This window comes from Hymenobacter glacialis (assembly GCF_001816165.1).
Classification (GTDB): domain Bacteria; phylum Bacteroidota; class Bacteroidia; order Cytophagales; family Hymenobacteraceae; genus Hymenobacter; species Hymenobacter glacialis.
This window is the reverse complement of record NZ_MDZC01000023.1, coordinates 18,698-32,285: the sequence shown is the minus strand read 5'-3', so window position 1 is coordinate 32,285 and position 13,588 is coordinate 18,698. Positions and strand designations below refer to the sequence as shown.

The 13,588-nt window shown below is 59.5% G+C and carries 9 protein-coding genes; 5 read left to right on the top strand and 4 right to left on the bottom strand.

The genetic code is table 11. The annotated features are described in order from the left end of the window. The first annotated feature begins 91 nt into the window (after nt 1-91). From BEN48_RS02855 to BEN48_RS02840, 4 genes are all read left to right on the top strand, one after another. The gene (locus BEN48_RS02855) at nt 92-631 is read left to right on the top strand and encodes a hypothetical protein (protein ID WP_070732758.1); all 540 of its coding nucleotides are present in this window, start codon (nt 92-94) and stop codon (nt 629-631) included. Between the two features lie 164 nt (nt 632-795). Beyond that, nucleotides 796-2,385, top strand: a complete 1,590-nt coding sequence (gene rpoN, locus BEN48_RS02850; protein ID WP_083320699.1) for an RNA polymerase factor sigma-54 — start codon at nt 796-798, stop codon at nt 2,383-2,385. 287 nt (nt 2,386-2,672) lie between these two features. Beyond that, nucleotides 2,673-5,444 carry a response regulator gene (locus BEN48_RS02845; RefSeq protein ID WP_070732756.1) on the top strand — a complete coding sequence of 924 codons (2,772 nt, stop codon included), beginning with the start codon at nt 2,673-2,675 and terminating at the stop codon, nt 5,442-5,444. A 552-nt stretch (nt 5,445-5,996) separates the two neighbouring features. Further along, nucleotides 5,997-7,961, top strand: coding sequence for an OmpA family protein (locus BEN48_RS02840; protein ID WP_158010083.1), 1,965 nt, complete (start codon nt 5,997-5,999; stop codon nt 7,959-7,961). A gap of 144 nt (nt 7,962-8,105) precedes the next feature. On the opposite strand, the gene floA is transcribed toward BEN48_RS02840, so the two are convergent. The 4 genes from floA to proS form a co-directional block, all read right to left on the bottom strand. Continuing rightward, nucleotides 8,106-9,110, bottom strand: coding sequence for a flotillin-like protein FloA (floA, locus tag BEN48_RS02835; RefSeq protein WP_070732752.1), 1,005 nt, complete (start codon nt 9,108-9,110; stop codon nt 8,106-8,108). A 31-nt stretch (nt 9,111-9,141) separates the two neighbouring features. After that, nucleotides 9,142-9,606: an NfeD family protein gene (locus BEN48_RS02830; protein ID WP_070732751.1), complete on the bottom strand. Its 465-nt coding sequence runs from the start codon at nt 9,604-9,606 to the stop codon at nt 9,142-9,144. Between the two features lie 92 nt (nt 9,607-9,698). Further along, on the bottom strand, nt 9,699-10,124 hold the full coding sequence (locus BEN48_RS02825; protein WP_070732749.1) for a DUF4844 domain-containing protein: 426 nt from the start codon (nt 10,122-10,124) through the stop codon (nt 9,699-9,701). Between the two features lie 263 nt (nt 10,125-10,387). Further along, nucleotides 10,388-11,863: a proline--tRNA ligase gene (gene proS, locus BEN48_RS02820; protein ID WP_070732748.1), complete on the bottom strand. Its 1,476-nt coding sequence runs from the start codon at nt 11,861-11,863 to the stop codon at nt 10,388-10,390. 273 nt (nt 11,864-12,136) lie between these two features. Between proS and BEN48_RS02815 the strand changes: the two genes are divergently transcribed. Continuing rightward, complete coding sequence (locus tag BEN48_RS02815) at nt 12,137-13,519, top strand: hypothetical protein (protein WP_070732747.1); 1,383 nt, start codon at nt 12,137-12,139, stop codon at nt 13,517-13,519. Nucleotides 13,520-13,588 lie beyond the last annotated feature (69 nt).

Below are 13,588 nucleotides of genomic sequence, written 5' to 3'. Positions count from 1 at the left end.
ATTACCGTGAAAGGGGATGAGACGACGAAAAAGAGGAGTGCGGCGAGTAGATTTACCATCCGAGCTATAATTCTTCCCCGCTCGTCATCCCATGAAAAATATCCTGTTCGCCTCGCTGACAGCGGCGCTGACTTTCAGCTTCGGGGCGCATGCCCAGGACGCACCGGTAAAAAGATTGTCTTACCCACCCTACCGCATTGCACTAGGAATTTTGGGCAACCCCAAAGCCCTTGGTGTACAGGCAGAAGCTCGGTTTTTGAAGGACTTTGGCGCCCGACTGGCTGGCGTGCAGCAATTCGATTACCAGCGCGCAAACGAGTACGGTGGGGGTGGCGTGGCACTGCTCACCTACTACCTGCCGCTGAAGAACAAGCTAATCGAGGCGGGTATTGGCCTCGGTGCCGTGTACTCTCTCTACCATTGGGACGTGGGGTATGACAAGGGAAACCTGCAGGATGTGAACCTGGGTGGTGGCCTGGGCGTAAATCTGCGCTTCAGCCCGAATTTTCGGTTGGGCATCAATACGCTGGTGGCCAATGGATTTGAGGCCGGCTACGTGGAGGACAATATGCGGGCCGTGCGGCGCAAGTTGCTGCTGGTGCCAGCGCTGACGTTTGATGTGCTGTTGTAGGATTGCCGAAATGTGGCAGCGACAGGGTTCATTGGTGCCAGTTAGTCAACGCCGGAAGTCGGATTGTAAAAACGAACCTTACACCAGGCAAACCTACCCTAACTTTTCAGGTCAAATTTTAGTAAAAACGACCACCGGCCCGCGCTTTCCGTATTTTCGTGTCTATGCAACGCCTCGACCTCAAACAGCTCCTTTCTCAAAAGCTTAGCCCGCAGCAAATTCAGTTTATTAAGCTGCTGCAGATTCCTACGGCCGAGCTGGACACCCGCATCAAAGAGGAGATGGAGGTGAACCCGGCCCTGGAAGAAGACGAAGCCGACGAGCCCGAAGAAATGGAGCGCGACGAGGACAGCGACGACGCCGATGACGACCCGGACGCCGGCCTCGACAACGACGAGAACACGCTGGACGAGGATTTTGACGACCGCGGCAGCGACCAGGAAATGGCCGAAGAAATGCCCGAGCCCGACCTGATGCCCAAGGACGAAGGCCCGGTAGACACCGAAGCCGCCCCCGATAATACCGACCTCGACCTGAGCGACTACCTCAACGACGACGAGATAGCCGGCTACAAGATGCAGGGCGACGGCCCCGGCGAAGAAGAGGAGCGCGACACCCCGCTGGCCGACACCAGCGGCTCGCTCATGGACTCGCTCATGGACCAGCTGCACTTCGCCGACCTCGACGAGCGCCAGGGGGCTATTGGCCAGCAGCTCATTGGCTCTATTGATGGCGACGGCTACATCCGGCGCGACCTGTCGGCCATTGCCAACGACCTGGCCTTTTCGCAGAATCTGGAAGTAACCGTGGCCGAAATTGAGGCCGTGCTGCGCGTGGTGCAGGGCTTCGACCCAGCTGGCATTGCCGCGCGCGACCTGCCCGAATGCCTGCTGCTGCAGCTGGAGCGGCGCCCGCAGGACGAGAATACGGTGAACGCCGAGCGCATCCTCACCGACACATTTGAGGAGTTCAGCAAGAAGCACTACCCGCGCATTCAGCAGAAGCTGGATTTGGAAGATGACGAGCTGAAAGAGGCCATCAACGTGATTCTGAAGCTGAACCCCAAGCCCGGCGGCAGCGGCCCCAGCGGCCTGGGCAAGACGCAGTACCTGATGCCGGACTTCATTCTGACGAACGACAACGGCGTTTTCAACCTGACCCTGAACGCCCGCAACGCTCCCGAGCTGCGCGTGAGCCCGGCCTACACCGAGATGTTCCGGACATACGACAAGGCCGCCAAGAAAGACCAGAAGATGAAGGAGGCCGTGACCTTCGTGAAACAGAAGCTGGACTCGGCCAAGTGGTTTATCGACGCCATCCGGCAGCGCCAGAACACGCTGTTGCGCACCATGAACGCCATTGTGGAGCTGCAGCGCGAGTTCTTCGTGGAAGGCGACGAGAGCAAGCTCCGGCCCATGATTCTGAAGGACATCGCCCAGATGATTAGCATGGACATTTCGACGGTGAGCCGGGTGGCAAACTCGAAATCCATTCAGACGGAGTTCGGTATTTATCCGCTCAAGTACTTTTTCTCCGAAGGCATTGCCACCGACTCGGGCGAAGACGCCAGCAGCCGCGAGGTAAAAAGCATTCTAAAGGACCTCATCGGCAACGAGAGCAAGGAACGGCCGCTGAGCGACGACAAGTTGGAGAAAATGCTCAACGCCCGCGGCTACAACATTGCCCGCCGCACCGTGGCCAAATACCGCGAGCAGCTCAACATTCCGGTGGCCCGGCTGCGCAAGGAGCTGTAAAACCGCGTTCAGGCGGTGTGCCTCGGCGGCATTGGCTTTTTTTGCCGGTGCTGCCGAAGCAGTTTAGAGCTGCCGCGAATCGACACTACTGATTTCGTGGTGTCTAAAACAACAAAAAGCCCTCCTTTCTGGCCGAAGGAGGGCTTTTGGATTTTCAACCGGGGCGGGCTAGGCGGGCTAGGAAGTCCAGTCTAAATCAGCGTCTTTGCGGTGTGGAACGAAGTATTGCTTGCTTCTTGGGAGGAAAACCCCATCCTCTGCGCATTGTGGAACATCTTTGTAGTGCTATGACTGCCGACGCCCTACCCACCGACCCCACGGAGCTGCGTGAACTCCTTTTGGCTGAACGCGCCCGCCGCGAACAGGCCGAAGCCGAAACAGCGCGTTTGCAGGCGTTGAGCCGCATCCCGCTCTTCAATCCCAACCCGCTGCTGCGGGTGAGCGTGACAGGAGAGCTGCTTTTTGCCAACGCGGCAGCCAGTGTGCTGGCCCACGAGCTGGAAACCACCGGACCGTCGCGCACGCGGCCCCTGCTGGTGAAGGCAGTTGCCCAGGCCATGCGGTCTGGCGAGGTCAACTATAGCCAAATAGTAGCCGGGAGCATCCATTACCATCTTTGCACAGTGCCGATAGTAGAGGACGACTACGCCGTGCTCTACCTCACCGATGTGACCTCCCTACGGAAAGCCGAGCAGGAGGCACAGGAAATGCGTGAGTTCTACGAAACCATTCTGAACCACTTGCCAGCCGTAGCCACGGTGCTCGACCCCGACCAGCGCTACCTCTACATCAACCCTTACGCCGACGACAGCTCCGCGGAACGCCGGGCCCGCATCGGGACCACCTTCGCCGAGCGCTGCGAGGCCAAAAAACTACCCCAGGCGCTGGCGGTACGCCGACGGCGCCTGTTTGACCGCGCGGTGAGTACCCGGGCGGTAGTGAGCTGGGAAGAGCAGTGGCCGGGGGCCAACGGTGAAATTTCTAACTACTGGCAGTGCTACTACCAACCCGTATTTGGGGCCGATGGGGTGCTGCGCAAGGTGATGTGCTACGGCCACGACATCACCAACCGGCGTCAGGCCGAGGACCGCGCCCGCCAGAGCGAATCGGAAGTAAAAGCCCAGCAAGTCTTCACCAACCTGGTGCTCGACCTCAACCCCAACCTTATCTGGGTGCGCGATGCCGAAGGGCACACCGTATTTGAAAACGCGGGGATGAAAGCCCTGCGGCACCACGTCAGCACGCTGGCCAACACCGCAACCATGGAGGCCGCCATTGACAAGGAAGAGCTGAAAGCCACGGCCCAGGCCGACCAGCGAGTGCTGGAAAGCGGCGAGCCGTTCACCATGCAAATTTCCTTCATGCTGCCCAATGGCGAGGAGCGCTGGTACCAGACCGTGCGCTGCCCGCTGGTGCTGGCCGACGGCAATGCCCAGGTGCTGGGCGTGAGCACCGACATAACCGCCCTCAAGCGAGCCCAGCACGCGGCGGAAGCAGCGGCTACGGCCCGCGAAAACTTCCTGGCCAACATGAGCCACGAAATCCGCACGCCTCTCAACGGCGTGCTGGGCATGACCAACCTGCTGGCCAAAACCAGCCTCAACGAGCAGCAGCGCAACTACACCGCCGTCATTCAGCACTCGGGGCGCCACTTGCTGAGCGTGGTGAACGACGTGCTGGACATGGCTAAAATCACTTCCGGCAACCTGGAGCTGGACAAGTCGACTTTCAACCTTTGCGACTCCATGGGCCAGGCCGCAGAGCCGCTGGTAGTGCAGGCTCGGGAAAAGGGCATCCGGGTGGTGGGCACGTTGCTGCGCGACTCCTGCCCCCTGCCCTGGGTAGTGGGCGACTCCTACCGGCTCAACCAGATTTTGCTCAATCTGCTCTCCAATGCCATCAAGTTTACGCCCGCGGGCGGCACGGTGGCTGTGGGCGGCTACTTTGTGAGCGAAACCGAAAACACCCTGACCACAGAATTTCGAGTAACCGATACAGGCATCGGCATCGCACCGGACAAGCTGGAAAGCATTTTTCAGGAATTCACCCAAGCTTATGCCGATACCACCCGGCAGTTTGGCGGCACGGGCCTGGGCCTGAGCATCAGCCAGGCGCTGGTGGCCCAGATGGGTGGCCGGCTCTCGGTGCAAAGCCAGCCCGGCCAGGGCAGCTCGTTCTCCTTTGTCACCACCTTACCCAAGGCCAGCCAGGAAGCGCGCCAACAGGCAATGGCGCCCGTGAAACCGGTACAGGAAGCGGCGGTGCGCGGCTGCCGGGTGCTGCTGGTGGAAGACAACCCCGTGAACCGCGAAGTAGCCCAACTGCTACTCGAAAGCCACGGCGTGGTAGTAGACGAGGCCGCAAGTGGCTTCGAAGCCCTGGAGCTGTTTGAAGAGCACCGCTACCATGCCGTGCTGATGGACATCCAAATGCCCGGCATGAACGGCTTGGAAGCCACCGCGCGCATTCGGGCCCACGCCGACCCGCTTCGGGCGGCCACGCCCATTCTGGCCCTCACGGCCAACGCCTTCCGGGCCGATGCGGAGAAATACGCCGCCGCCGGCATGAACGACACCTTGCCCAAGCCATTCGACGAAAGTGAACTGCTGAGCAAGCTGGCATCACTCATAGCTGGCATCGACGTGCCCCGCGCGGCATTTGCTGCGCCCGACGCCCCTGCTTCCGGAGCAGCCCCACCGCCTGCAACCGCCCCAACGGAACCTTTGCCGCTCTACGACCTGGCCCTGCTATACGAAACGGCCCATGGCAACACTGCCTTCATAAACCGGATTCTGGCCTCCTTCCACACCAATACCCCAGCTAGCATCGGCGACCTGCGTGCTGCCCTGGCCGGGGCCGACTGGACCGCTGCCGCCTCGGTAGCGCACAAGCTGCGGCCGTCGTTGCGCCTGCTGGGCGTGGCGGGCCTGGTGCCTTTCCTGGAGCAGCTGGAATCCCAAACCTCAACCGAACCCGAACGGAAAGCAGCGACCTCCGAATTTCTGAGCGGACTGGAAGACCTACTGGCCGTGCTGCCAAGGGAAATTTCAGCTGCGTAACGGCTTTCACGTATTCAAAAAGCCCCTGCGGGCGCGGCCACCTTGGTGGGTTCGCGCCCGCAGGGGCTTTTTGCGCAAAAGTCCTCCGTCAACCAGTTCCCTGCTGCCCGCGGGAGTGAGGTACTGCTGCCCGCCAGCCCCTACCCATGTTTCTACTTACTAGCAAAATTTGGCACTTATCCCGTGCCACTACCAAGTGGAACAATTGACCTTACTGCTGCGCAAACGGCCGAGACCCATTGTCTTGTCGCGGGTAATGGCTTCAAAAACTTTAACTTTGCGGGGACTCATCGAAAAAGCATAGCACCGCCCGGAGTGGGCCGGCAACTACTTTTTCATTAGGTTAGCTTTGTATGACGCCGTTTAGGCCCCTACCCCGCTTATGACACGACTTGCTCGTGCCTTTGATAGTTTACATTTTCTACTATTCATTCTATGATTAATTCTTTTGCATCCCGTCTGTTGGCTATTGGGCCGGTGGCTATACTCCTGCTTTTGGCAGCTCCGGCAGTTCATGCCCAGCGCGTTCTTTGGGCCGCTCGGTTGGTTGCTGTGTCCTCGCAAAAAGCCGACGGTAAAGACCCGTTTGCTCCTTCGCAGGTGCTGAGCACGCCCAATGCCCTGCCGCTGGGCCAAATCAGCAACGATGCCTGGATTCCGCGCAAAGAAGGGCCCAACGAGTTCATTGAAGTGCGGTTTGCCCGCTCCATTGCCGCGCAACAGGTCACGATTGTCGAGAATTTCAACCCCGGCTCGGTAACCAAAGTGGAGCTTGTAGACACCAAGGGCGAACGCCATGAGGTGTACACCAACAACAAACCCGGCCCGCTGCCCGAAGCCTTCCGCACGCTTGAAATCCGCTTCCCGGTGGCGGCGTACCGCACCCTGGGCGTGAAAGTGTACATGAACACGGCCAAGGTAGAAGGGGTGAACCAGATTGATGCCATTGGCATTTCCGACGTGGCCGCTACCATGGTAAAGCAGGAGTTTGACGCTCCCAAAGGCCCCGATGCGGTCCTGTCCACGCAGTTCGACTCGACGCTGGTAAACCTGGGGCCGAACGTGAACACCCGCTATGTGGACACGCACCCCGTTATCTCGCCCGATGGCCGCACGCTGTACTTTGCCCGCGAAAGCAACCCGCTCAACGTAGGCGGCAGCCGCGACCCACAGGATGTATTTGTTTCGACGCTCATCAGCGGCAAAAACAAGACCTGGGGGCCTGCCAAAAACCTGGGTGGCCCCGTGAACACCCCCGACGACCCCAACGGCATTGCTTCCGTGTCGGCCAATGGCCAGAGCGCCATCCTCATTAACATCTACAACCGCGACGGCACCATTGACCCACTGGGCTGTAGCCTCACCAAACGCACCCGCATGGGTTGGACAACGCCCGTGCCGCAGGTTATCAAAGATTTTATAAACCTGGACAAGGAGCACGTTGACTTCTTCCTTTCTACTTCCGGCAAGGCCCTGCTCATGGCCGTGGAACGCCCGGATGGCAAAGGCGGGCAGGACATATTTGTGAGCTTCCCCGTGCCGGATATGCCCAATAACTGGACCAAGCCCAAAAACCTGGGCAGCAACGTCAATACCGACAAGTCGGACTTTGCGCCCTTTCTGGCAGCCGACGAAAAGACCCTATACTTTGCCAGCGAAGGCCGCGGTGGCTACGGTAAGTCAGACATCTTCTACAGCAAGCGCCTCGACGATACCTGGACCAACTGGAGTACGCCCCGTAACCTGGGCCCGGTGGTAAACTCGCCCGATTTTGACGCTTACTACACCATTTCGGCCGCCGGCCAGGATGCCTACCTTGTGTCGTCGCGCAACGGCACAGGCGGGTCGAAAGACATTTTCCGCATCTCGCTGGCGCCCGCGTTCCAGCCCGAAGTAGTGACGCTGGTGACCGGCCGCGTGCTCGACGTGAACACCAAGAAGCCCATTCGCGCCATTATTCACTACGAAAACCTGCTGACGGGCGAGGAAATCGGCGTGACGGAAACCGACCCCATGGACGGCTCCTATACCATTGTGCTGCCCAGCGGCATACAGTACGGCATGCGCGCCGAAGCCAAAGGCTACATTGCCGAGAACACCAACCTCGACGTAACGGTAAAGGACAAGTACTCTGAGCAGAAGGAAGACCTGTTCCTGGTGCCCTTCAACGTGGGCCAGACCGTGAAGCTGAACAACATCTTCTTTCAGCAGAGCAAGTACTACCTCAACACTACTTCTTACCCAGAGCTGGCCCGTCTCATCCGCATTATGAAGGAATACCCTTCGGTAGAAATCAAGATTTCGGGCCACACCGATAACCAGGGCGACCCCGCCCTCAACCTGAAACTGAGCCAGGACCGGGTGAACGAGGTGAAGAAATACCTCAGCAGCCACGGCGTCAACGGCGGCCGCATCACCACCGAGGGCTTTGGCGGCAGCAAGCCCATTGCCAGCAACGACCAGGAAGAGACCCGCTCCAAGAACCGGCGCGTGGAGTTCACCATTACCAAGAAGTAAACGGTAGCTAAAGCCCTTTCCTGAGGACAGGAAAACCTAACGACCCAAAAAGCCCCCACTAGCTACCTAGTGCTTTTTGTTGATGACTGCTAACACGATGCCTCCATCATTACCTCTTCCGAAGAGATGGCTAAGCGGCGAGGGTTAAGACTGCCGGCCTTCTTCGCGGCCCGGCTTGGTGCTGCCACTGCCGCCGCCGCCGGGATTGGCAATAGAGTCGCGCATTTCGGTATCGGCCTGCACGTTGCGCATTTTGTAGTAGTCCATCACGCCCAGGTTGCCGCTGCGGAAGGCTTCGGCAATGGCTTTGGGGATTTCGGCTTCGGCTTCTACCACGCGGGCTTTGGCATCCTGGGTTTTGGCGCGGTTTTCCTGCTCCACGGCCACGGCCATGGCGCGGCGCTCTTCGGCGCGGGCCTCGGCCACGCGCAGGTCGGCAGCGGCCTGGTCGATTTGCAGCTTAGCACCGATGTTTTCTCCGATGTCCACATCGGCAATGTCAATGGACAGAATTTCGAAGGCCGTGCCGGCGTCCAGTCCTTTCGAGAGCACCAGCTTGGAAATCTTGTCGGGATTCTCCAGCACTTCCTTGTGCGATTTCGACGAGCCGATGGTGCTCACGATGCCCTCGCCTACCCGCGCCAGAATGGTTTCTTCGCCGGCGCCGCCCACCAGCTGAGCAATGTTGGCCCGCACCGTGACGCGGGCAATAACGATGAGCTGAATGCCGTCCTGCGACACAGCAGCCACGTTGGGCGTGTTTATCACCTTGGGGTTTACGCTGGTGGTCACGGCTTCAAACACGTTCCGGCCGGCCAGGTCGATGGCCGTAGCCTGCTTGAAGGTGAGCGGAATATTGGCCTTATCAGCCGAAATCAAAGCTTTGATGACGTTGGGCACGTTGCCCCCGGCCAGAAAGTGGGTTTCCAAATCGTTGGCCGTAAGCTGCAGCCCGGCTTTGGTCGACGTAATCATCGAGTTGACGATGAGGGACGGCGGCACCTTCCGAACCCGCATGAAAGCCAGTTGAAACAGGCTGACGCGCACCCCCGAAAAGATAGCCGTGACCCACAGGCTAATCGGGAAGAAATAGAGTAAAACCAACAGCACAACGGCTGCTATTACTAAGGGAGCAAAGGGGAAATTCATGGCGTAAAGTAACAGGTAAATTAACGCCGCCCTACGCAGTCGCTACCACAATGCGGTTTTGCTCAATGCTGAGCACGCGCACATCACTGCCCGAGGCCACAAACTCGCCCCGCGTCACCACTTCCCGGCGCTCGTCGCCAAACAGCGCCGTGCCCGCCGGCCGCAGCGCCGACAATGTGCGGCCCACCGTGCCCGGAGCCACATCGGCCCGGCGCACGTCGCGCACGGTGGCGTTGTTCACGGTGTTCAGGGCCACTTTATCCAGGTTTTTCGGTCGAAGTCCTACGTACACAATCAGGCTGGCCAGCACGGCCACGGTTAGCAGGGCGTAGTGCCCCACCTCGTTCCCAAAGTCGCGGTAGCCCATCCACACGCCCACCGCCAGCAGCGCGAAGCCCACGAAGCCCACGATGGTGGTGCCGGGAATAAAAATGACTTCGACCGCGATAAAAAGCAGGCCGAACAGCAAGAGCAATCCAATGGTGAGCCAGGGCATGGGGCAGGAGGAGTTAGTGACCCCTAAAGATACATCGCAGCAAGGCCAGGCAGAATATCTGCCTGGCATTGCCGTAGAGGTTCAACGGGGGATTAACGCGCGGCCATGGTGCTGCCTTCCATGAAGGCAGTCAACCGGCCCTCGGAGCTTTTCAGCCCCACGATGTCGAGCAGGTCCTGGAAGTGTTCGGCTACCTGGGCCCGGTCATCGGTGTTGGGCACCAAGGGAGCGAGGCGGGCCAGCCCGGCGTCCAGGCCTTGCAGGTACGCGTCTTTGGTGGGCTTGGCGGCCGTGATGGCCAGGAACTCCCTGGTCGATTGCACCAGAATCTTGTTGAGCATCGGCCGGGTTTCGGCGGGTAGCTTGCTGGCGCGTTTGCCAACTTCTACTTCGGTCTGGGTCTGCTTCAGTAGCTTTTCCAGCTTGGCAGCGGCTTTTTCGGGAACTGCGAAGGGAGCGGTTTGTGCCTGGCCAGCAAGGGCACACAAGGTAAAGAAGCTCAGTAGGAGTAGACGCATAACAAATGAGGTGAAATGGGTGATTGGAAAGAAGTGCAAATTTTTGCTGGTTAAATATAATGGACGAAACCCGCACTGATGAGGTATTATCAAATAAATAATTGGTATCGTATTATTTTGATACACCTTCTTTCAGCTTAATCACTTGTTATTACTCTCATAATTAATATGTTATTTTATTCAAGGACAAGCTAATAAAAATGCAAAAAGCCCCATCGGCGAACCGATGGAGCTTTTTGTTTCCGACCTCCGGAGAGAGTTGGTTAGTAGGCGCGAGCGAAGTAGGCGCGGCGCACGCTGGGCTTGCCGGTCACCATGCACACGCCGTCTTCGTCGGGCTCGTTGAGGGCCAGGCAGCGCACGGTGGCTTTGGTTTCCTCCTTGATGCGTTCCTCGGTTTCGGAAGTGCCGTCGTAGTGGGCCAGCACAAAGCCGGCTTCGTTATCGAGCACGCGCTTGAATTCGTCGTAGCTGTCGACGCGGGTGGTGTGGGTTTCACGGAATTTCTTGGCCTTGGCGTAGATGTTGCTCTGAATATCGGTGAGCAATTGGTCCACGCTCTCCACGATATCGGCCAGCGGCAGGCTCAATTTTTCCTTGGTGTCGCGGCGCACCACCTCCACGGTGCCACCGTCAAGGTCGCGCGCGCCAATGGCCAGGCGCACGGGCACGCCCTTCAGCTCCCACTCGGCAAACTTGAAGCCGGGGCGCTCAGTGTCGCGGGCGTCCAGCTTCACCGAGATGCCGCGGGCAATGAGGCCCATTTGAATGGGTTTAATGCGGTCCAGCAAAGCGTCGAGCTCGCCGGACTTGTAGATGGGCACGATGACCACCTGAATGGGGGCCAACTTGGGCGGCAGCACCAGGCCTTCGTCGTCGGAATGCGCCATCACGAGGGCACCCATCAGGCGGGTGCTCACGCCCCAGCTGGTGCCCCACACGTGCTCCAGGCCCCCTTCTTTGGTGGCATAGGTCACGTCAAAGGCCTTGGCGAAATTCTGGCCCAGGAAATGGCTGGTGCCAGCCTGCAGGGCTTTGCCGTCCTGCATGAGGGCCTCAATGCAATACGTGTCCTCGGCACCGGCAAACCGCTCGTTGGGGGTTTTCACGCCCTTCACTACCGGCAGGGCCATGTGCTCTTCGGCAAACTCGGCGTACACGTCCAGCATCTGGCGGGTTTCGGCCACGGCCTCCTCGGCAGTGGCGTGAGCGGTGTGGCCTTCCTGCCACAGGAATTCGGCGGTGCGCAGAAACATCCGGGTCTTCATTTCCCAGCGCACCACGTTGGCCCACTGGTTGATGAGCAGGGGCAGGTCGCGGTAGCTTTGCACCCAGTTTTTGTAGGTGCTCCAGATAATGGCTTCCGAGGTGGGGCGTACCACCAGCTCTTCCTCCAGCTTGGCAGAGGGGTCTACGCGCAGCTTGCCGGGGTTGTCGGGGTCGGTCTGGAGGCGGTAGTGGGTGACCACGGCGCACTCTTTGGCGAAGCCTTCGGCGTTTTTCTCCTCGGCCTCGAACAGGCTTTTGGGGATGAAGATGGGGAAGTAGGCATTTTCGTGGCCGGTGCGCTTGAACATGTCGTCCAGCTGGCGCTGCATTTTTTCCCAAATGGCGTAGCCGTAGGGTTTTATAACCATGCAGCCGCGCACGGCGGAGTTTTCGGCGAGGCCCGCGCGCTTCACTAACTCATTGTACCAAAGGGAATAATCTTCCTGGCGGGTAGGCAACTTTTTGCTCATGGGATGCATCTTATAATTAATTGAAAAAGTTCCCAACTCTGGTACAAGATTTGAGTTGTTAAAAGGGCACCGTTTCGGGGTCAAATTACGTTACTAATGCGCGGACCGCACGCGAGGGATGGCATGCCGATTACCGGCGCCGTCCGGACCGCTGCACGTTTCCTTTTTTTACTCAGCGTGTTAAACCATAGCTGGGTAGCAGCGTTCAACCACTTGCTCCGCCGTTTGCATCGTTACTTTACCCCCAGCCCGCCCACCCTTCATTCTTTAGCTATGAAAAACCTGCTCACCGCATTTTTGCCCGCTTTGGCCTTGCTCGCGTTGGGTGGCTGTGCCGGTACCGCTGGTCTCGCGACGTCGGAAGACGATGGCGTGTACTATTCCTCCAAAGACCGCACCACGGCCGTGATGCGGGAAGCCCCGGCCCAGGAGCCCAGCCCAAGTGCCAACGAGGCCGCCAACCCGGACTACAACGGCAACACCGCCAGCGCCCCCGCCCGTCAAAGCAGCCGCGGCTCCGACGAGTACTACGACAATACCTACACTTACATGCGCGGCGTGCCGAGCTACGGCGTGACCGATTACATGCCGTATAGCCCCTACACCAGCATCAACTACAACGCCTATGCCTGGGGTGGTGGTGCTTGTGGCTTTTCGCCCTACGGCATCTGCGACCCGTTTTATAGCTCCTTCTACAGCCCGTTTGGTAGTCCCTTTGGCTATGGCCCGGGGCTGAGCATCAGCCTGGGCTTTGGCCGGCCGTGGGGGTATGGCGGCTACGGTGGGTACGGGTTTGGCCGACCTGGCTTTGGTGGCTACGGCGGTGGTTTCTATGACCCTTATTACTACAGCAGCCCCTTCTACGGCGGCTACTATGGTCGCGGCGCCTACTACGGCAACAACTTCGGTTATGGCAACAACTACGGCTATGGCAATAACAATAACCGCTACTATGGCAACGGCAACGACAACGTACGGGGCCGGACTTCGGGCCATCGCAACAACCGGGTATCGGATGGCCGGTATTCGTCGGGCAACGCTACTGGCTCGGGTAACAGCCCCAGCGTGGTAAACGGCAACAGCCGCGTGCGGACCGAAGGCATGGCTCCCACCAACTCCAACGAGCAGCTGGCCGCACCGGCTCCCGGCAACACCCGCCAGCGCAGCGAAAGCGTGAGTGGCAGCCAGCGCGCCGAAGGCTACAACCAGCCCCGACGCCAGTCGCGGGTATCGGAGCAGCCCGTGTACCGCAACATGGACCAGCCCGCAGATGGCACCCGCCCCACCCGCGATGGCTACAACGCCGGCCGCCGGCAGAGCATGGATGTGGGCACCACCCAGGGCGAACCCACCCAACCCGAGCGCACCGATACGCAGCCCGAGGGCCAGCGCCGCCGCGGGGGCTTTTTCCAAAGCCCGCCCATGCAGCCTACCAACACCAACACGCAAGCCACGGAACAACCCCGCCAGCAGCGCAGCTACGACCAGCCCCGCCAGCAGCAGCGCCAGCAAACGTATGAGCAACCCCGCCAGCAGTCTTACGAGCGGCCTCAGCAGCGGAGCGAGCCTTCTTACTCGTCGCCCTCCAACAACGGCGGCGGCAGTAACGACGGCGGCAATCGCGGCGGCGGCCGGAGCCGTGGTCGGGGCGAATAACTCCTGAGTTGATACTTTCTGCAAAACTTGCTTCAAGTGAGCTGGCCCAACGGCTGGCTCCTTTTCTTC